Source organism: Vibrio sp. SCSIO 43140 (assembly GCF_023716585.1).
GTDB lineage: Bacteria > Pseudomonadota > Gammaproteobacteria > Enterobacterales > Vibrionaceae > Vibrio > Vibrio maritimus_B.
In genome coordinates, this window is sequence record NZ_CP071850.1 from 2,128,673 (window position 1) to 2,148,654 (window position 19,982).

The 19,982-nt window shown below is 42.3% G+C and carries 27 protein-coding genes; 22 read left to right on the top strand and 5 right to left on the bottom strand.

Annotated elements, in window-relative coordinates:
* The first annotated feature begins 68 nt into the window (after positions 1-68).
* The 17 genes from J4N45_RS09990 to J4N45_RS10070 all read left to right on the top strand — a co-directional run bounded on the left by J4N45_RS09990 (position 69) and on the right by J4N45_RS10070 (position 14,396).
* Positions 69-1,097 carry a DUF3150 domain-containing protein gene (locus J4N45_RS09990; RefSeq protein WP_252011255.1) on the top strand — a complete coding sequence of 343 codons (1,029 nt, stop codon included), beginning with the start codon at positions 69-71 and terminating at the stop codon, positions 1,095-1,097.
* Between the two features lie 60 nt (positions 1,098-1,157).
* Positions 1,158-3,416, top strand: coding sequence for a hypothetical protein (locus J4N45_RS09995; protein WP_252011256.1), 2,259 nt, complete (start codon positions 1,158-1,160; stop codon positions 3,414-3,416).
* A gap of 38 nt (positions 3,417-3,454) precedes the next feature.
* Positions 3,455-4,648, top strand: a complete 1,194-nt coding sequence (locus tag J4N45_RS10000) for a DUF7146 domain-containing protein (RefSeq protein WP_252011257.1) — start codon at positions 3,455-3,457, stop codon at positions 4,646-4,648.
* A gap of 600 nt (positions 4,649-5,248) precedes the next feature.
* Positions 5,249-5,653 carry a hypothetical protein gene (locus J4N45_RS10005; protein ID WP_252011258.1) on the top strand — a complete coding sequence of 135 codons (405 nt, stop codon included), beginning with the start codon at positions 5,249-5,251 and terminating at the stop codon, positions 5,651-5,653.
* Positions 5,654-5,786: 133 nt separating this feature from the next.
* Complete coding sequence (locus J4N45_RS10010) at positions 5,787-6,449, top strand: hypothetical protein (RefSeq protein WP_252011259.1); 663 nt, start codon at positions 5,787-5,789, stop codon at positions 6,447-6,449.
* A 276-nt stretch (positions 6,450-6,725) separates the two neighbouring features.
* Positions 6,726-8,336: a hypothetical protein gene (locus J4N45_RS10015; RefSeq protein ID WP_252011260.1), complete on the top strand. Its 1,611-nt coding sequence runs from the start codon at positions 6,726-6,728 to the stop codon at positions 8,334-8,336.
* Between the two features lie 75 nt (positions 8,337-8,411).
* Positions 8,412-8,807 carry a hypothetical protein gene (locus tag J4N45_RS10020; protein ID WP_252011261.1) on the top strand — a complete coding sequence of 132 codons (396 nt, stop codon included), beginning with the start codon at positions 8,412-8,414 and terminating at the stop codon, positions 8,805-8,807.
* Between the two features lie 335 nt (positions 8,808-9,142).
* On the top strand, positions 9,143-9,604 hold the full coding sequence (locus J4N45_RS10025; protein ID WP_252011262.1) for a DUF4314 domain-containing protein: 462 nt from the start codon (positions 9,143-9,145) through the stop codon (positions 9,602-9,604).
* Positions 9,594-9,821 (top strand): 2Fe-2S iron-sulfur cluster-binding protein, encoded by a 228-nt coding sequence (locus J4N45_RS10030; protein ID WP_252011263.1) that lies wholly within the window; start codon positions 9,594-9,596, stop codon positions 9,819-9,821. Before J4N45_RS10025 ends, J4N45_RS10030 begins: the two co-directional genes overlap by 11 nt.
* 48 nt (positions 9,822-9,869) lie before the next feature.
* On the top strand, positions 9,870-10,364 hold the full coding sequence (locus J4N45_RS10035; RefSeq protein WP_252011264.1) for a hypothetical protein: 495 nt from the start codon (positions 9,870-9,872) through the stop codon (positions 10,362-10,364).
* 100 nt (positions 10,365-10,464) lie between these two features.
* Entirely contained in the window at positions 10,465-11,145 is a 681-nt protein-coding gene (locus J4N45_RS10040; RefSeq protein WP_252011265.1) for a hypothetical protein, read from the top strand.
* A gap of 99 nt (positions 11,146-11,244) precedes the next feature.
* Positions 11,245-11,775, top strand: coding sequence for a hypothetical protein (locus tag J4N45_RS10045; protein WP_252011266.1), 531 nt, complete (start codon positions 11,245-11,247; stop codon positions 11,773-11,775).
* A 12-nt stretch (positions 11,776-11,787) separates the two neighbouring features.
* Positions 11,788-12,279, top strand: a complete 492-nt coding sequence (locus tag J4N45_RS10050) for a hypothetical protein (protein ID WP_252011267.1) — start codon at positions 11,788-11,790, stop codon at positions 12,277-12,279.
* A gap of 16 nt (positions 12,280-12,295) precedes the next feature.
* Positions 12,296-12,736: a hypothetical protein gene (locus tag J4N45_RS10055; protein WP_252011268.1), complete on the top strand. Its 441-nt coding sequence runs from the start codon at positions 12,296-12,298 to the stop codon at positions 12,734-12,736.
* A 100-nt stretch (positions 12,737-12,836) separates the two neighbouring features.
* A complete protein-coding gene (locus J4N45_RS10060) occupies positions 12,837-13,388 on the top strand; it encodes a hypothetical protein (protein ID WP_252011269.1) in 552 nt (183 codons plus the stop codon).
* Positions 13,389-13,596: 208 nt separating this feature from the next.
* Positions 13,597-14,040 carry a helix-turn-helix domain-containing protein gene (locus tag J4N45_RS10065; RefSeq protein WP_252011270.1) on the top strand — a complete coding sequence of 148 codons (444 nt, stop codon included), beginning with the start codon at positions 13,597-13,599 and terminating at the stop codon, positions 14,038-14,040.
* An 80-nt stretch (positions 14,041-14,120) separates the two neighbouring features.
* Entirely contained in the window at positions 14,121-14,396 is a 276-nt protein-coding gene (locus J4N45_RS10070; protein ID WP_252011271.1) for a hypothetical protein, read from the top strand.
* A gap of 494 nt (positions 14,397-14,890) precedes the next feature.
* Here J4N45_RS10070 and J4N45_RS10075 read toward each other — a convergent pair whose 3' ends face one another.
* The 3 genes from J4N45_RS10075 to J4N45_RS10085 are packed head-to-tail and all read right to left on the bottom strand — an operon-like array spanning position 14,891 to position 16,178.
* Positions 14,891-15,340 (bottom strand): hypothetical protein, encoded by a 450-nt coding sequence (locus tag J4N45_RS10075; protein ID WP_252011272.1) that lies wholly within the window; start codon positions 15,338-15,340, stop codon positions 14,891-14,893.
* 25 nt (positions 15,341-15,365) lie between these two features.
* On the bottom strand, positions 15,366-15,596 hold the full coding sequence (locus tag J4N45_RS10080; protein ID WP_252011273.1) for a hypothetical protein: 231 nt from the start codon (positions 15,594-15,596) through the stop codon (positions 15,366-15,368).
* 9 nt (positions 15,597-15,605) lie between these two features.
* On the bottom strand, positions 15,606-16,178 hold the full coding sequence (locus J4N45_RS10085) for a hypothetical protein (RefSeq protein WP_252011274.1): 573 nt from the start codon (positions 16,176-16,178) through the stop codon (positions 15,606-15,608).
* Positions 16,179-16,446: 268 nt separating this feature from the next.
* On the opposite strand from J4N45_RS10085, the gene J4N45_RS10090 reads away from it, so the two are divergent.
* From J4N45_RS10090 to J4N45_RS10110, 5 genes are all read left to right on the top strand, one after another.
* A complete protein-coding gene (locus J4N45_RS10090) occupies positions 16,447-17,145 on the top strand; it encodes a hypothetical protein (protein WP_252011275.1) in 699 nt (232 codons plus the stop codon).
* A 344-nt stretch (positions 17,146-17,489) separates the two neighbouring features.
* Positions 17,490-17,672, top strand: a complete 183-nt coding sequence (locus tag J4N45_RS10095) for a hypothetical protein (RefSeq protein ID WP_252011276.1) — start codon at positions 17,490-17,492, stop codon at positions 17,670-17,672.
* 2 nt (positions 17,673-17,674) lie between these two features.
* Positions 17,675-17,854: a hypothetical protein gene (locus tag J4N45_RS10100; protein WP_252011277.1), complete on the top strand. Its 180-nt coding sequence runs from the start codon at positions 17,675-17,677 to the stop codon at positions 17,852-17,854.
* A 13-nt stretch (positions 17,855-17,867) separates the two neighbouring features.
* Positions 17,868-18,239: a hypothetical protein gene (locus J4N45_RS10105; RefSeq protein ID WP_252011278.1), complete on the top strand. Its 372-nt coding sequence runs from the start codon at positions 17,868-17,870 to the stop codon at positions 18,237-18,239.
* 185 nt (positions 18,240-18,424) lie between these two features.
* Positions 18,425-19,003, top strand: a complete 579-nt coding sequence (locus tag J4N45_RS10110; protein WP_252011279.1) for a DUF2913 family protein — start codon at positions 18,425-18,427, stop codon at positions 19,001-19,003.
* A 30-nt stretch (positions 19,004-19,033) separates the two neighbouring features.
* Here J4N45_RS10110 and J4N45_RS10115 read toward each other — a convergent pair whose 3' ends face one another.
* Positions 19,034-19,393 (bottom strand): hypothetical protein, encoded by a 360-nt coding sequence (locus J4N45_RS10115; protein WP_252011280.1) that lies wholly within the window; start codon positions 19,391-19,393, stop codon positions 19,034-19,036.
* A 237-nt stretch (positions 19,394-19,630) separates the two neighbouring features.
* Positions 19,631-19,981 (bottom strand): hypothetical protein, encoded by a 351-nt coding sequence (locus J4N45_RS10120; RefSeq protein ID WP_252011281.1) that lies wholly within the window; start codon positions 19,979-19,981, stop codon positions 19,631-19,633.
* Position 19,982: the final 1 nt, after the last annotated feature.

Here is a 19,982-nt window from a genome sequence, read left to right on the forward strand (position 1 = left end):
AGGGACGTTGTTACTTCCCTACAGGGAAGTAGTCCCTCCAATATACCTAACCCGTTCCCGGAGGAACTATGAAAGATCTACATGATTCTCAAACCATTGATATCGATTCTGTTGGACATGATCAATACGACCAAGTTAAAAACCAAGACGGTGATTTCTCTAAGAGGTTACAAGAAGGTTTGGTCATTATCGATGTTCAAACGTCAGGACGTGATGGAGAGAAAACCCTAGCGAACAGCAAAACATTGGTAGATGGCCGTCAGGTTGACTCCAAGATTTGCAGGAATAATCGCTTCGAATGGTTTCCAAAAGGTGAACTTCAGTTCAAGAATACTTTTGAGACCAAAGCACGCCGCGCCATTGCTGCTCGTGGTGTCCGATATGGACGCGTAACCGCAGTACCCGTGGACGAAGTAGATATTCTAATCGCAGAACTTGAGGGCATTAAAGCAGGCTTCTACAAAGAAGTGGCTGAGCGTTCTTCACGTTATGACACTATCATCGAAGAGCATAAGAAAGCGTTCCCAGACGATGCAGATATTATCGATTCACTGAAGACACCAAAGGAAGATTTCTTCCGTCGTTTTCAGTTTACGATACTGCCTCCAATGGTCTTCAAACCTTACTTTTCTGAAGATGAAGCAATTGCGGTGAATACCATCATTGAGGGCATTCTCGATACCGTAGTCGATCAGGCTAACGTCGTATATGAGAAGATCATAGGCAAGCCTTCCATGATCCAAAGAACATTCAAACCTATTCGAGCACTGAGAGACTATGTTTTCTCAATGTCCTTCAAGCACACCCAACTGGATGGACTTGTAGAGCAGCTTGATGAAAGCTTCGACAACTTACCCCGTACAGGAACTATCGCTGATGGTGACATGGTGTATGCAGTCAAGCTGGTGAAAAATCTAACAGAACGAAGCAAATTGTTAAGTGACATTTTGCCCGTTATGGAAGATGCAGAAAGTTCTACTCAAGAACCAGAAGTACTCGACTCTATTAAGAACACCGTCGTGGTGTCTGAGAGCGATGAACCTGATTCTTACACTGAAATCGAAGGCGAAACTTCCGCTACTGGTTTCTACTGGTAATACCTACCCCAATCAAGGCTCCTACGGGAGCCTTTAACCTATCCTTTGGAGGAAATCCCTATGGCAAATATTGCTGAAATTGAAAAAACGATGCGTGTGATTACTGATATACATGCTCGTTATGATGTTGACATTCACTTTGCTCGCGGAGCTTGTTGTACAAACGGCAAATCCATCTACATCAATGCTGGCAATCCAGAAGATGAAGTATGGCGTCGTCTTGTTGAAGCAAAAATAACACACGAAGCTGGTGGCCATCTGCGCCATACAGATTTCAAAGTTTTTAGGCGAGAAATGAAGAATGTTTCAAGCACCTTTGCATCAATCAATAATATTATTGAAGATTGCCGAGTTGAAACCGCGTGTATGAAGGAATTCTCCGGTGCGTACTGGGTCTTTCGTTCAATGACATACGATCTACTTGAAGAAGGCTATTTCCAAACTCCTGATGAGAATACACCGCCAGACGGCTTGCTGTTTTTGTGGCTGTTGTATTCAGGTCGTGGAATTTCAACCGATGGACAAGAGCACCTGAAGAAACTCGGTGATTTTTGTCGTGAACAATTAGAGAATCTAGGACTACCAAGTGACCTCTTTGATGAGGTTGAAGAGCGCATGCCAACTTGGGCCCACCTCAAGGACACAATGGCTTCAATCGAAGAAACGAAAGAAGTTATGACTATCTTGAAACGCCTTCATCAATATCAACCACAACAACCACCTCAACTGCAACAGCAGCAAGGTGATTCAAGTGATGATCAAGATGAACAGCAACAATCAGGGCAATCGCAATCAGGCAATGATTCAGACTCCGGCAATGACGCTGAAGACCAAAACACCAGTTCTGGTTCTCAAGCTGATTCACAGGATGACTCTGACGACGATGCTGATGGTAACGGTGATTCTGGTGCTGATGGTGACTCTGACGACGAAGCTGATGGTAACGGTAATTCTGGTGCTGATGGTGACTCTGACGACGAAGCTGATGGTAACGGTGATTCTGGTGCTGATGGTGACTCTGACGACGATGCTGATGGTAACGGTGATTCTGGTGCTGATGGTGACTCTGACGACGATGCTGATGGTAACGGTAATTCTGGTGCTGATGGTGACTCTGACGACGAAGCTGATGGTAACGGTAATTCTGGTGCTGATGGTGACTCTGACGACGAAGCTGATGGTAACGGTGATTCTGGTGCTGATGGTGACTCTGACGACGATGCTGATGGTAACGGTAATTCTGGTGCTGATGGTGACTCTGACGACGAAGCTGATGGTAACGGTAATTCTGGTGCTGATGGTGACTCTGATGACGATGCTGATGGTAACGGTGATTCGGGTGCTGATGGTGACTCTGACGACGAAGCTGATGGTAACGTTAGTGCGAATGCTACGGGGTCCGGTTCTGGTGGTAAGAATCCATTATCAGAAATGAATTTCCAAGATATGGGTGATAGCTATCAGGATATGCATGATGCAATTGATCAAGCTATTAATGATAGAGCTAAGGCCGATCCAGCAACGTTGGAGCAGGTCAGAAGTTACAACCCAGTCATGGAAGTCGATGAAGGTCCGTGTTCAAGTCTCTTACGTCAACGTATTAGTGAAGATAGTCGTTCGATACGTCGGATCATTGAATCACAAATGTGGGCGAAAGAAGCACAACCTGTTCTTTATGATGATTCAGGTAGTGAGTTTGATAATGATCTGCTAGCAGGTGTGACGGCGGGTAATAATCGTATCTTCTACACGGAAGATATTGTTGAAACCTATAAGTCCTCCTTCATTATTGCAGTCGATTTCTCAGGCTCCATGTGTAAAGACGCTGAGTGGATATCGAAGACTAAGTATCTTGATAGGTTGTTTATTGCTCAACAAGCCGCATTGTCAATTGCGACTTCGTTAGAGGAATTAGATGTTCCGGTTGCGATTATCTATTTTGATAATGAAGCGTACATGGGTAAGTCATTCATGCAGCAGATGAATGAAGTGCTCAATCGTGTGCAATTGGCTCCATCGGGTACAACTAGGACCGATATGGCAATTAGGGTGGCTAGAACTGAGTTTATGAAACTTGAAGGCATAGATCGCAAACAGCTGTTGGTAATAACAGATGGACAGCCTGATCAAATGCCTCTAGTCAAAGACCAAGTGGCTATATGTTCACAAGAAGGTATTGATGTTGCGTCAATTCAAATCCAAGAGAGTAAATACGGTGGAATTGATGACTACAAAGTACTGAAAGATGCGAAAGAATTACCGCAAGTACTCGAAGATATTGTTCGAGAAAACATGCTTGATTCAATCTGCATTAACTAACCAATTGTGCGCTCTTCGGAGCGCTTATAGGAGGAATTATGGGTGCTTATACCAGATCCAAAATTCAAGAAGTACACGCCTTGGTTCAACGCCATGGTGGTTGGTACTCTGTTTTTAGCCGATATTCGCAGTTGAAAGATGCTATGGATAACGCTCAAAACGGAACATCCAAGGCTGTGCCCTGTCCGGTTCGAAATGAAGGTAAAACGGTATTTCGACTCTATAAAGATTGGGAACAGTGTGGTGGTGGTTATCATAACAGTGAAGGTCGTATTGGCGATGGCATTGATATGGTTGCTTGGCTTGAAGACACGTCAAAATCAAAGGCAATGGACATCATCCTAGAGATTTTGGGCGAAGACGTGAATAACGTGTCGCAGCGTGAAGTTAAAGCCGTCGTGCAGCACAGAGAGAAATCAACTCAAATTAGTGAAACAGAGCTTAAAAAGCGAATGTGGATACTGACCAAAGTTGAGAGAGAAGCTGTGCATGTTACGCAATCACCCATTGGTATGAACTATCTCAGGTCAAGAGGATTAGGTGACATAGATATCCCCTGCTGTGTTGGGTTTCACCCCAAGATGAAGGCATGGAGAAATGATGGCACCGAAATCTGGATACCTGCATTGGTATTCTATATCCAAAAACTTGATGGTACCGCTATTGCTTTCCACCGCATTTATTTGACGGAGGATGGTTCTAGTAAGTCCAAAGAGATGGACACACCGAAAATGCAGATGAAAGCAACGGAAGATATGCGTGGCGGTTCAATTCAACTTGGCATGCCTTTGGTTTGTCATGATGAATACGGCAACACTCGTATTGTTCTTGGAGCTGGTGAAGGTCCTGAAACATGTATGGCTTGCCAACACGTCGAGGGAATACCGGTATGGTCTGGCTTATCATCAACCATTATGGATGGTATGCATATACCAATGGAAGTGACCGATCTCGTTATTTTTAAAGACAAGGACACGCTTCATGATGGACAAGAAATGCCGGAAGGAGACCGCGCAGCGTTGGAACTTAAACGCTTGGTGCAAGAAACTAATCAAAACTGCAAAGTGACGATTGCTACACCTCCCAGTGCGATCAAGCCTGGTGCTAAATCTCAAGACTGGTTAGATGAATGGAATGAGACTAGATCTCAAAACTTCATTCACTACCTTCAAAAAAATAAGCTTACGCCTGTCGGGTACCTCGAAAGAGTCGATGATAGTCAAGCAGCTTAACCCCAAACTAGCCTCTCTCTCTGAGAGGCTTTTTTTTGCCCGGAGCACAGTCACTAGGTCAATAAGCACGCTAAATAGACCGTCTATCTGCTAAAAAACCATCGCTTTATGTGTATATCTAAGAGGTTCCCACCAAAGTGATAGCGCAACCCTAGATGGAGAAGATATGGATACGTTACAGATACTAAGTTCCTATTTATTACCACTCTGTGTGATCATTCTGTTAAGTATGTTCATAGAGTTTCAGTACGTCTTGTCACTATTCATAATGGGCATCGGGGTCTACGTTCTTACACTCACTGGGTTTAACGTTGGTGCAGAATGTATCGTTGGCATCGCATGTCTTTTTTCTGGGTCTTATCTAGGGTGGTGCAATTATCGATACGTCAAAGAGAGACGTGAGTATATGTCTGGGATTAACGTTATTTGCGAACTGTCAGGTAGAGAAGAATCTGAGGTAGCTGCAAGATATCGAACTATTTATAAGGAAGAATCAAAGGAAGGGAATGCGAGTCGGCTGTTGGCTACGGCGAAGTTCTATGATGTTGCCGACGATTTTAAAAAACAATGTGACATTAAGTATACGTAGGACAGTTAGTTATGGCGAAGAAAATCGAAGAATACATGTTTGGGCGTAGTACTCAAATGCTTATGCTGGTGGTAGTTGTATATGTTGGCGCATATGTATTATCGCTTAGCCCAAGAACAATGAACCACTACAAAAGTGTGGAGAGGATGCAAATTGATCCAATCAAAAGAAAATCAACGACTCACAGGGAATTTGCAGAGGTCTATCTAGCTTGTAACGGATATTTTTTACCGAAAGTGAACAAGAATTGTTTTAATGCAGCTAGCATTGCAATACAGCATTACCCAAACGCAAAAGAGGTAATGCTGGAGTATCTTGGAGTAAAAGTGACAAGTTTTGACAAGGCATATTCGGTGTGGGAATTAATGAACCCAATTGAGGTGTATGATGCACTTAAAGAAAGAGCTCGGCGATAAGTGCTGTCTCCAAGCTAGTAATCCCGTTTAATGGCCGAAAATTGAGCCTTTATTGCCAATCACGAGATTCATTGTTGTGTATAAAAGTAGCATTGATTTGATGTCAGTATCGCCACCAATGAAGGACAGAGATATGAGCAGTGATTATAGAAACACCGAATTGACTATGGCTGTACTCCAAACAGGGGAGTTTATCCATTCGATCGCAAATGAACTTAACGATGGAACCATTTCGTTACCCAATGTGAATCGAGAACGAGCGGAAATTATCATGGAAGTGAGTGAGATACTACGTTCTAGCTCTCTCTATGTTAATACAATCCCATCGCGCCATCAGTTTCTAGAAAAATATGGATTTAAACAAGAGCAATACCCACCTTCAATGTATGTTGCTATCGCTTGTGGTCTCATCGACTCACTGGAGTCAACACCCATTGTAGAGATTATTGAGCATGCGATGGAGTATTCGAAGTCCTCGGAGTTTTACCTTTACTCTCGAAAAGCCGGTCATGAACCAGGGTCAGGTATGAAGTTTAAAAACACGGAGGCTTATGCTCGCGGGATCCAGGCTTCGAAAGACGGCCTCGGCTACATAGATAATCAAGAGAAATCCGCCATTGAACAAGACGCATACAAAGCTGGATATTTCCATCAACGGAGAATTGATGAGGCCAACCCATACTCTTTGTTTAACCAAAACATACAAAGACGCATGATAATTTCAAGGCGTTGGAAAATGGCAGCGTTGTCGTTTGCTGCTATTGCAGTACCATCTTTTCTTTATCTGTTCGCATAAACCTAAAAGTGCACCCATATTAAAGGTAGCTGCTTTAACTGGCGGCTATCGCAACATTAACCTTGGTAATCATCTCTCTGGTACAGTGTAATCATCCCTTCCCGAATTTTTCGTCCTTGAGCGTAAACTCGCGATTAAGCAGCGATTTTAGCGCCTCTATTCGTCATTTCACGCTCTCAAGCATTGTATAACTGTCATATCAGCTACCACTGGAATTTTGTTAGGTCATTCAAAGAAATCATTGACCTTTGGCCGGTATAACAGGGAATGGACATCATGACACAATATCGCAAGCACAATTGCTACGGGAAACGAGCGCAAATCATTCAATTTCTTCATCAAGCCTGTGAGCTAACTAAAATCGACTCGGCAGAAGTCACTATTCTAGTCGATAAAAACGGAGAACATGTAGGTGAAAACGTTCATCTTAGTTTGCCATTTACTTTGGAGTTCTATGCAAAAAGCGGGTGCGATATTCCAGATAGTCACCAGATAGATGAGAAGCGAGAGTATGCTCATGAGAAATTGAAGTTTAGTGCTAGCTATCAGTTCACGTCTCGATTTAAGCCAACGGAATATTGGGTCGAAGCGGTCGTCAAAAATATGAAGAGCAAGAAGGTTAATGTCAGCTTTCAGCTGGGAAAATCAAAAAATCGGTTTAATGGCCATGGCTTAGTGGTGAAAGGATTGTTGATTCAATGCGAAGACCCAAGGGATATCGAACTCTGCTCAAGCCTTCTAGCAGAACAAGGCGTAGAAAAGAAATCCTTGTTCACGCTGTGTTCTAACTTTTTTGCTCACCAGAATATTAAAACACGGTCATTAATCTTACGCGGATTATATCCCGAGCTCACTTTGGAGGGGCTTGAACTTTTAATTACTCAATACCCAACGTCAGAATGCGATTACAGGCTTCAAGACAAAATTGAGAGACCTTACGTGTTGAACCGTTACGGTAAGCTTACGGTATTACAGACGCTCCCAAGCTTTGACGGGTCACCGGTAAGTGTCTGGCTAGGACAACCTGCTATGCAGTTTTGCAATGAGTACGTTGAGCATCTGATTAATTCGAATCGGATGAAATACATTGCTGTTTCATCGCCTAATCTGGCGGTGCCTGAAGGCGGTAACAAGTTCAGTCTAAGGTTTCCCTTTGACCCGTTAGCGTTTTATTCTCAATTAATCGATACCTTACCGATCTTGGAAGAGGATGACTATTCCTATGCTGACTTAAAGGGTATCGTTTTGGCCTTTGCATCAGAGAGCATTGATAAAACAATTAATGAGATTGATAAAGAACACTTCGAGTACGAAAAGTTCAGACGTCTAATTTTTGGAACGTTGTACAACGGAACCTTTTCGAATCTATCGGATAGCATTAATGCCTGGGTCGAATCGTCTCACTCTGATGAGAAGAAATTGTATGAGAAGTTCACCTCTCAACTTGCGCGTCACTACTCTCAAGCTCAAGTGGACGACTACGGCCCACTAATCGACGTAATCAAAGCTGGTGGAGACCGTATAGTATTTGAGGCGTCTGATAAGAAGAATCATGCAGACCATTGCAGTTTGGCGATGTTGACTGCCAGAGTAGTAGCCTTGCTAAACAGAAGCAGGGGTACTCAGTGGATATTTAGAGTACCATCGCCATGTATCATATTACACGTTGATTTTGTAACGAGTCCAATGACAGAAGAGTTTAGTCATTCTCTTCGCTGCGCACGAAGACAAATGATCGCACCTTTCTTAGTAACTGATGAACACGAAAAAAATCAAGATCTCCTAGCCAATGCATCACATCGAATAAAATCAACATCCGACAGTAAAGAGTTTGACGTTGAGTATTATTTTCGAAATATCACCATACGCACTTCGAATGCCGCTTAAGCTTGGCATTTCGTACAGGTAAAGACAGCTCCGAGTCATTCACATACTCGGAGCTCATCAAGTTAGGAGGTAATGATGACTTCAAGGATAGTGGAGGTGGTATCGTGTGATGACTGTGGACAGGGGTGGCAAGACGACATTGATGAGCATGGCCATTCAGTATTTGATACGACACCCGATCACAGAGTTTACCGAGTTGTGGGGGTTAACTGCACAACAGATGAGTTTGCGCAGTGGTTTTGCATAGTTGATACAGATAACGAGTATGTGATCGGCGGTAGGGCTTGTGAAGAGTATATTGACCTCGGTGGGGCAGTGATGCCGATGCGTATCGGTATGCGACTAGAAATCACCTTTGAGCAGTATTTTAATGCATGGCTAGAACGTCGTATCATGCATGCGAATTACCAACTAAATGCCCTCATTGATGACACAATAGAACGACTAGATCTTTCCGCTGACACCCGTTAGTAACACTCCCCATAAGGTCCATTGATGACACTGATTATCACAACTCATATGTTTTGCACGCCGAAAGGCAAAAAAAACGCTCACTAATCGACATTATTCTTCCTAAAAAGTGATTAACTGAAGGTGTTTACCCCGAGAAACTTTTTCACTTTTTTAAAGTGATTGTTTCTCTCCAAAGTTGGAGAGCTTTAAGAAATTCTCCCATATCTTTTTGATATGCCACGATTGACTTTATACAAAGTCATTAACCACTTGCCCTTTAGGGATACTATCCCTACACAGGGTCAATGTATCTTCCAGAGAGTAAGTTTAAGTATTTTTTGGAGGAACTATCCATGCGTGATCTAGTTATCAATGCTGCAATAAAGACATATAGAGAGTCTATGACTCGCTATATCAATACCCACCATGCCCACGACTTAGACGTTGCTGTCTGCTCAGCTCGTTGGGTGAATTCGACATTAGAACTTATGGGCCGTAAGCCGTTTCGAACTGACCATACTGGTCTACTAGATGTTCCATTTCTCATGGATCAACTATCGGATGCCGGTGAGCCTGTTTGGTTTTTAGGTCAAAATGTTTTTGAACTTACCGTACCAAATATCCGTGAACACCTACACCAAGGTGACCAAATACACCTTCTACACATGTCAGATGACCGCCCAATTGAACCTGGTTCAATCGGAGTAATCGATCATATCGATGACTTAGGAACTCTACATACATGTTGGAAAGATGGTCGCCGTTTAGGTGTAGTTATGAGCCATGATTTTTTCGAGGTGTTTCATGCGTGTTAACGATATTGAGGTCCGAGGCGAGGGCACTGCACTGCAAGTGCTTGAGTCTTCGGGCTATGACGTAAGGTCAGAATGCCGATCGGGCTTTTGTGGCGCTTGTCGTCTTAAAGCCAAAGGCAAACCTATCTACCAGCAAGAGCCAATTGGCTATTGCTCCGATGATGAAGTGTTAGTGTGTTGTTTAGACTCTCAGTCTGACATCAACATTGAACTTTAGTTACCAAAGGTCTCTTTGAGACATCAAAAACCACTGGAGGGTACCACTATGTCAGATATGGCTTTTGTCCTAGACAATGTGCTCGATTATCAAGGTGATGTATCTACCACTGAATGCCCACAATGCGGTTCATCTGCTAAAGAGCGTCATTCAGATTCAAATATTGGTGGAGCTATTAACTCTATCTTTTCGATCAATTGCCCACATTGTGGATATCACGATTGTGACAAAGAAGAGTGTGATGTTTGTGAACAAACCCCTTGTGGTGCGGTTCACGATAATCATCGTGGTTACAATGAAGCGTCGTTGGCAGAATCAAAACTCGAACGCCTGATAACTCGTTTGGCTGATACCTCTTTGGTAAATGCCGTAGATGTTACGGAACTAAAGTTAATGCTGACGTATGAGCCCTGTGCCGACTGGTTTGACACTTTCTTGTGCTTAAACCTTCGTTCACCATTTACCCACATTAAATCACAACTCCTCGATGCCAAGTTTAGCTACAACCTTGAGCGAAAAATACTCGCTGCTAAGACCGCTTAACTCTATCTGCATCACAACTCTGTGACCTCCCGTCACACCTAACCTAAGTAACCCCATTGTCTTTTAAAGACAAGAATCCTTATTCCTTGGAGGAAAAACTATGTCATACGAAATTATCTATGAAAAATTTGCGACGAAAATTACGAGAGAAGACCTTTACTCACAAATACATGAGTTTATCCAGACGCATTTTCGTCAAAAGTACCTTTCAGATGAAGACGCAATTCAGTTTATTCAAAGCGAATACAAAGTATTTGTCGAAGAAGAATTGATTTCGCTCTACATGGTCGTTGGCTCAAGCAACTGTTATTACGATGACGGAAGACGCGCTCGAGACTGGCAGTTCCATGGTATTAAATCTGAATACGAGCTTTTCAAACAATTTGGATGTGAATGGACCAGACATATTGAAGATGGCTCAATCAAACCAAATGGTCGCTGGGTGACAGCTGAAGGTTGGTTGAAATCACTACGCGGCACACTCAAATCCGCCTTTGGTTTTCAACGAATGCCAACCTGTGGCTATATGGAAGCAAGACTCTCAATACCTACATCATGGGAAGATCAACACAAACTTCTCAAGCTTCAAAAAGCACTTGCCTCTTTTGGCGGTACTGTAAGAAGAAAAAAATGGTGTGGTACCGATTATTGTTTCGTCGAACTAACCCCAAAAAGTATGTTTGAGATGTGGCTGTTCCAGCAACTTCTTGAACGTGATCATGGCTTTCGCTGGATCAATGCTGCTTCACCAAGCATGTGTTGGAACCGAAACGCCGTCTAACCGCAAATACTTTAATACCTAACTAATCCTGCATGGGACGTCATTCTTCCCATTCAGGGAAGTCGTCCCTCTAAAACCTTGTTCTTGGAGGAACTACATATGTTAAACACTCAAACTCTTAAAGCAAAAGCTGAACCTTATGGTCTACCAATCGCATCTGTCGATGAAATCGAAATTGATGCCAAGAGCATAAATCGTTTGCGAAAAGAGAATCACTCCTTGCAATTTATCTGGGTAATCAAGTCGTGCGGCAGTGTCTTATTTCCAATTGGGAAAGGCATTAACCCTCACTTCGTTACTTTTGCTTTCGATAGTGCTCATCAATGTTTCCATATCAAGGGAACAGAAGTTAACCCTATTGATGATGCACAAGCAGCAGATTTAGCAAGCCAATTCCCATTTCCTGTTCAGAGCATTCTTACTCAAGAATCTTTGATCACTAAAGTCACCACTCTACTAGAGCAGGCTTCTATACATTCTCATGTACTAGCAGACTGCCCACTTAGTAGCGATGCACCTTGGACTCAATGGCAACGTTGGTTCGAAGACACAAACCATCCTGTGATGGCTGCGTTTATGGAGCACTGTATTGGTCACTCAAAGTGGTTAAGAGAATACTGGAATCGCTAAAAGGAAAGAGTAATGGAAAAAAACATGCAAGCGGTAAAACGCCCACCACGTCGATATTACGATGATGGAATGAGCCTATTTTTCGCCCAAATGGTAGTGCGTTTACCGGATGAAGACTCTGGACTTTCGCACAACATCGTACGATTAGAAAACAGTCGTATGGGCAAAGGCAAAATCAAACGCAGAACTGCGTTACGCATCACTAATCGATCTAATGATTCATGGATCATTCGATACAGTATGGGTAATGGCGGCACTGTGAAAGGACTTAACAAAGACTGTATTGCACTCGATTACGATGGCATTAAAGAGTTGGATGTTGAGTATAAGCAAGAATGTTGTTTGTCGGTTCGAGAGGCGAGCTGGTGGGATGTCACTAAATGGTTTTGGAACTATAAAGACCTCAATGTGAAGTACTCCTACCGCTTGGGCTTGATTGGTTTTGTCTTAGGCATAATCAGTTTGGTTGATCTTATCTCGTCAATCCTACATTCACTCTTTTAACTATAAGGGCGTAATTATGCTTAATAAAAATCTAGCGTCAGTCGATGACACTGTAAAAAAACTGGTAGCTTCGGGTCGAATTCATGAATACGTGTCTGGCGAGTTTCTAACGAAACCTGTTCCTGCAGAGTTATTCATGAATGATGATAAACAAGGAGCTTTGCAACATATTGGTTTGTATTTGTCGGAAGACTTTGAAGATACACCACCAGTAGAAATCTTTGGCAGGATTAATGATTCAGCATTTGCAGCGAAATCATTTGCCAAGCTGGCGATTGAATCGTTCATAGCGAACTTTCCAAACGACATTGTTCAAAACCTAACCATCGGCGTTACTGCTGATATTTACTATGACGCAGAAGACTTTAACGATTTGGATGCTTTAGCAAACATCAACGCAGCACAGTCTGCGATGGGAAGCGTAATAAGCATACTCGATGACGAAGTAGAAAACTAACACGCACTATTGCGTTATTAACCCTTACCCATATGGGCACCGTCCCATAATGGGATCGTTGTGCCTATATGGGTTCACCCATACTTGAGAGGAACTAACGATGGGATTTTTTTCTTGGAAAACTGCTGATACCCGTGGAAGTATTTGGAACAAATTTACCAATAAATGTAGACCTGTTTACCTACTTCAACCAGACGGGAAAGAGCCAATTTTCGAACCGGCGTATGAAGGCTATGGAAGATTTGGTGGAGTGGATGCTCACGCATGGCTCGCTCTAAATAACCTACCTAGCATTGTTACCCATTCATTGGCTAGTGATGAAGAACTTCGACTGTTGGGAATTAAACTGGCTTGCGGTTTTTCTAGTGTAATCATCAACTCTGTACCCTTTGTATTACGAAGTGAAGAGTCCACTCTTATCGCCCTGGGTCTAATTGATGGTTCCAGCCGATACGTCATCTGTGAGACGCATCAAGATGTGTTCAACTTCAATGGCGAACAAATGAGTGTAAATGAAGCGAAGACTAAGTTTGGAAACCTGAAGATCCCGGTTCCCGAGCTTAAACGTCCACTGAAGTTTAGCTTCAAAGACACAGCACACTATGAATCCCTTCCAGCATCGAAAGATTGCCCAAAACAAGGGTACTTCTAGTTACTTACCGTCGCTCCCCGCGACCAACCTCTGAGACGATTTACATTGTCTCTAAAGCTACTTGTCAATACCGCTTAACGCACCACCTGTGTGGCTGTAGTTATGCGTGTGTATTGGCAGACGGCTAACCCTACCTAACCCACTCAACCAGAACCGTGAGGGCTCTCTATTTACCCTCATGGGGAATAGATCCCTCTTTGGAGGAACTATGGTTAACAATCAATCTCTAGACCAATCGGATCATGAGCTTATTAAAGCTTTAGCTGAAGATGGAATGCCTATTAACGAAATAGCCAAGAAGTTTGAATGTGCAATCACAGCCGTTGGACAAAGCCTCAAGATCACTGATTTTGGGTTCACAGACAACGTATTGAGAAAGAACATTCAACTTGGGGTGATGAAAATTACTGTGGCCGGTATCGAAAAGCGATGCGCCATTTGTAATCAATTCTTCCCACTGACTCGAGAGCATTGGCACGTTAAAAGGACAACCAAAAATGGTCTGAGAGAAATGTCTACCTGCAAAGGTTGTGAAACTGAAAAGAAAGCTCGCCAAGAAATGGATAAAGCACTGAACTCCATTCATGGAAAGATGATCTTTTCGAATAAGTATCTTAAACAAGTCGACCAAAACCACGCGAATAGTGATTAACGACTTAACCCCATTGCTGTACTCAACTGCCTTCTGGCAGTTGAGCTTTGGGGCTTCACAACAACTTAAGGAGAATACGTATGTCTAATTTCGAGTTTATAAAAGTTATCAAAGGGATAGCCAAGCTTGATAAAGATGTTACTGAGAACGAGATGCATGCTAGCGTAGCGGCACACCTTGGGATCAGAAACTACGGGTTATTGGCCTCGGTGATTGAATGTGACCGACAAGGTAATCCTGAATATTTGATTTCCTATTGGAGATTGAATGAACGTGATACGGGCGAGAATCTACCTAAAGGTATGCGCTTGGTATTGATGCCAAGTTCAACCTTTGATTCTCTCGTCAAGTCATAAACAAGCACGCTCAAAGTTTAGAGCTTGCTTACTACAAAAGGCGATTCGTTATGAAGAGCAATTTGAAACCCGGAGTGACATAGATACCAGAAGGCTATCTACGGATCTCCAAAGAAAAGTCATAAAAAAACAAACCTATGAGGAGGTCCAAATTATGAATAATCTTAAAATGAAATATTACGAAATTATGTTGAAAGCGGAAATTTATCTGTTTTATCAATTGATGAAAAGCAGAAATGCAAAATGGTTCAATATCGTGAATCTTATGCACGGTGCTTCTATGGTGTGTTTCGGGAACGCAGTCAATGAGGTAACGAAAGGTGAATTTTTGAAGTCGTTCAGCTTCTTTGTAATGTTCGTGGTACTACTGTTAATCACGCAATTTTTAGATAATTATACTATCTATAAAAAATAAGTAAGAAAGTAAAACTACCCAATGGCCTTTATTGGTCGGGTAGTTTTACTACTTTTAGACAGAAAGTTAACAGAGTTGGCTATCGTGCATTTTGGATTTTGGGTAACAAAAAGCTAACTATTAAGGTAGTTAAAGCTACTGGAAACATTAAGCAGACTATAACCATTATAAACTGGGCGAACCTACTATCAGTTGTTACAGCTTCAGCCAAAAAAAATAGCGGATAAAGAAGCTGAAATAGACCTAATGTAGCAAGTATCTTTGCGAGCACGTTAAGCTTGCCATGTACAAACCTAAACCCAATAATTAAACCAACAATTAACATTGAAAATCCAACCTTCAGAAGCAAAAAGTCACTGGTCTCCAACACATTCAACACTTTTGGAACTATCGAATGAACATCGAAGGCAAAGTGATGGCCAGATGCGAGCGCCCATACTCCTGCTACTGACGCCCAAACAATAAGCATTGCTAAAAATCCCAACTCAATCTGAGTTCCTTTCCATCGTTCTATAAATGTTGTTTTCATATTGCTTCCCACAAATCACAGTCACTCATTTGGAGCAAATACCCTCAAACCAATTAAGCAGGTTTTTCAATCCAAAAATAAAATGAAACAGGCATAATGCCCCATTCCCTACGACTACCTTCGGATAAGTATTGCTAGGAATACCCAACATGAAGACTAGAAGAAGGGCAAAGCTCACTGACAGATAGAACATTGCTTTGAACTTGAACTTGTCGAGTTTAGTTTGAGTCACGGTAACTTGTTCAATCGGTTCCATATTCATCTCCTAAATTGACCTATTATTCAGCAGACGTTGCAGTTTAGCCTTCTCTTCGTCTTCGGCCTTTTTGCTAGTAAAGACTGCAAATGCTTCCACTTCAAAGCGATAGAACTTACGGTCCATAGTGATCACGCGTAAAACGTAGTTTCGAAGTTCTGGAGCATGTTCAAGCAGTTTATTGAAGTAACTATACTTGGTACTAACCGGCTTTAGGTCACCGGTATGATGAAATTCAACGTCAAGAAATGACACTGATGGCAACAAAGTAGTGTGCTTTTCCAGATAGTCGAATGCGATGTGATTCAATGCAAATCCCCAGACAATGGCACCAAAAACGAATACCACTTTTATCGCAATTATATCAATGAGGATGGCAGGAAATGCGATGATAACCATACCAATCACTAAGATTAGTAAGTGAACAAAGGAGTTAACACGTAGTTTTCTTCGTTGCATTTTTATCGATTGTTCAGTTGGAGGAGTATCTATGTCTATGAACATGTTGTACTTCTTGCCTTCCTTTGAGACATACTCTGACTGAGTATCTACTTGGTGCTGCTTTTCTGATCTCGGTTTCATTCGTCACCCTCATTAGCTATCTGCAAACCTGTTCCAACCCTTTGGTCTATCGACTGTCAGTTATACACAGAAATGAATAAGGATTTAGCGAATAAGGAGCGATATTTGCTGCTCTAATTGGGGGGTTCGATCATCAAGTCAAATAGAATAGGAACAAAGGTTCTGCAGAAAGAAATTGTTCAATTTCATCTAAAGAAATCCAAATTTCGTGCATAACTACAGTTACTTGCCAATACAACCCATGCTTTACCAGGCGAAAGGACATTTCATGACCAAGAATCAAATTATCGTAGAAACATCCAGCATCATTGAAAGATGGCGAACAGAACTCGACTTGATCGATGCCATGCGAACCTTTGTCTTCTACTGGGCCAATATGAACACGGGGATCCATAATGTGAGCTCAGCGTTGCTCGATGACAATCAGTATTTAGAAGACTGCGCTAATCTGACAGTCATTCTTTCATCACAAATGTTACGTGGCCAAAGCTGTGCTCTAGAAAATCTAATGAAAGAAACTGGGGTAGTAGATGTCGCGAAGCCACTAGCCACAGTAAACCAAGAAAATGGGGAGATGTTGTCGATGATGATGGGTTATACCGGCACCGATCAGTACTTTCCCTATTCACAGTGTGGGGGGCAAGCAATGGATAAAATGGAGCAGATATGTGCCGCTACAGAATTTTCAGATCTCGATAATCCGCTTCAAGATTTTAACTTTATCCTAGAGGAGCCAAACCCTCTAATGTGTGCGGCGAGCATAATCCAGATCTTCAATAAACTAGAGTACCTGTCACGTCAGTACGAGAAAGGTATCATTCCAAAGACCTTGAACGTAATAAATATTGAGGTATTGACTCGATTGAAAGGAAGTCACGATTACATCACCAAGAGTATGGTGCACAGCTCCGAAGTGGCAACCGGACTACAACGTATGCCAACTCAACTCATTAACACGATTCACTAACCTCTAAGACATCACATGAGGTCGCCTGCATTCTCATAGGCGACTCATCTCCTCATCGCTTTTTTACTGGTTGCGCGGTTAAAGGTGAAAAATCGTCTCTCTAATCGATATTTCTTCCGCTATTTTCAGTCATTATTGTCATGTACTTCTAGAGTGAAAAACTACCAGCGTTGGTAGAGTGGTTAAACCCACAGCTCAGTATGGTTAATGTGCCATTTAAATACATTCAGTCATTGACTGCCAAGATTGTTTCTGTACGAAACACCAACCTAATACCTAACCCACACGGGATTCAATTATGCCCGTTTGGGCTATTGATCCCTCCGATTTTCCTTGGAGGAAATATGAACAAACCCAAAATTCAAACTTCAGCGTTTGCTGATTTCATTTTGTTTTACAAAGGCAAAGATGGAAGCGTAAAGCAACGAAAGTTTGAGGACACTCTACAAGAGAATGTATACCGAGTAGCACGCACCTTGCCGCAAGGCATTACTTGGCGAATCCGCCGAATGACCACGAGAGTATGATTATGAATATCAATGTGAACGAAAAAGCACTACAACCCGCGATCGATATGTACCTACCCGGTGCAGATGTGGAGGTGGTCGTTGATTACTTTCAGTCTCGTCATGTTTCAGAACTACCTGAAGAAGCTCTTGAGACTGTTTTGCAGTCTTGTCGACAGGAATTTGAAATTCAAGCCATGTAATTAGGGGTGTTCTATGAAAAATACATTTGTCATCTTAACCAGCTGTGCCATCACATTCAGTGTATCCGCTGATTGCACCTTTGGTGATGAAGTCATACCTGTAAATAGCTCAATCTCAGTGATAGAACCTATTTACGAACGTAATGCACGGGTGCACTTACAAAACGAAGGACTCTCTGAGACCGAAATTGAGCGTCGGCTTAAATATATGGATGGAATTGTATTTAATTTAGAATGCAAACGAACATATAAAGCTAATCCTCATTTTAAACCAGACAATGCAATCAACATTGGCGAAGCCTTTATCTATGTTGGAGATGTGCTCGTCGCCTCAGACGTCTATAGCGAACCTCTTGCTAAAGCGAAAGGACTATCATCAAAATAATGCCATTCCGTTGGTGCTAAATCTAAGTCACTGTCATGTAGCGAAACTCATCATCTCCATTTGGAGGTCGAACTGATGTTTCGCTCATGACGGTACTCAATACAAAACTACTCTCTGCCTTCATCAACTATGCGCCCGGTGTTATACTAGGGTTCCCAAATTAAATCAGCTTTGATCGATTCCCATTGAAAGATTACCAGTATCACTTAACGTTAAACGAACTCGTCACTCATACACGCCTTCATGTCGCTATGCTAAATGCAGCCAGCAAACAATATGTACCCATGGCGACGTCTAACGCTCAATACATCAAATACCTTAAACCAAAACTGAAATTGGCGAAGTGGAAGCCGGTTAAAAATGAAATCAAGTTCTTGATCAACATTGGCCGAAAGAACGGTGATTTGGGGCAAAAGCTTGAGGAGCTAAATAGAAACACACTGGATTACCTCTACAACACAGTTGACCGGCTATTTGATCTGCTGCATGAGATTGAAGCAGAGCACACATGGGACTCAACGATGCTGCACTCACCAAAAACATGCAAGCCGAACACGTTTTACTTTGATACCGAAGAGATTGAGCGAATTAAAGATGAAGACGTGTTTCTACGTGAACTGACCGTTTATGTTTGTGAAGAAAGCTTGCCGTTAGCTAAAGAAATTATGGCGACAAAAGCGCAGTATGAGCTTGTTGAAAGGGATGTTGTTGCAGATACCGAACCAGTGCTTTTGAAATGCGCACTGGTGGTATTAGGTCTCTAGTAGCAAATCAATTAGTGAGGTATCTCGTGATTAGAGCAGAGCCGGTCCATATCCAAGCAAGCCAACGGGTACGAATCCGAAAACGGTGAGTAATTGGCCTAGCACAAAGAAAAGTGCAAAACTACATACGGCGAAGATGGCCTTTCCCCAAATGCCTGCACTTACAAGTATCGAAATAAGCTCACCTTCCGTCCATTTAAACGCGAAGGCCAGTGGAAGAAAATGTAGAACTAACCCAATAATTACGGCAAACCATCCCATTAACTCTATCGATGTAGGTATCATCATTAGGGATGCATAGAGTGAAATTACCAGTGCGAAGACAATGCTGAGATGAACACCAAGCATCGCTTCTAATTCTTTACCTAATTCAATGAACATAGTTTTCATAAGTTATTCCTATCTCGTCGTTCCCTTACAGCGAAGGGGGCGAGTGATATCCTATTCAAAACACACTGTGGATGAATTTATAAAGAGGACTCACTCGCCATTGTTTCGGCTATTTTGCAGTAAAAATAGGTTTGGCGTCAGATGCGTTCGAGAATAGACTGCTCATAACGTTTCCCTTTGATTGAATGAATGGGTTAATCGTGTCACAGCAATGGGTATACATCTTCAATTGAGAAATTAATCGCTTATTTGGTCACTGACTGTGACTGATTCGTCAGGCGTGACTTCAATTCGCGTTGGTTTTATAGGCATTCCATTTTCGTCTAGGCTAATGCGGTACCGCATCTCATGACCTATCTGTTCGTCGGCGACATCTAAAGACGCTAACATTGCGCGGTCGTTATTGTACTCTGCTATCGTTCGCAAATTGGCTAAGAGTAGTGCTCTGATTGAATGGGGCATTTCAGAGTTAATCTTTAGCAATGTGTAAATTGCGCTAAGCTTTACGTCTTCTTCTGTAAACTGCAAATAGTCAGGTAAGACGTATACCTGGGGCTCGTTGGATTCTTTCTCTAATTGGTCAGTCATA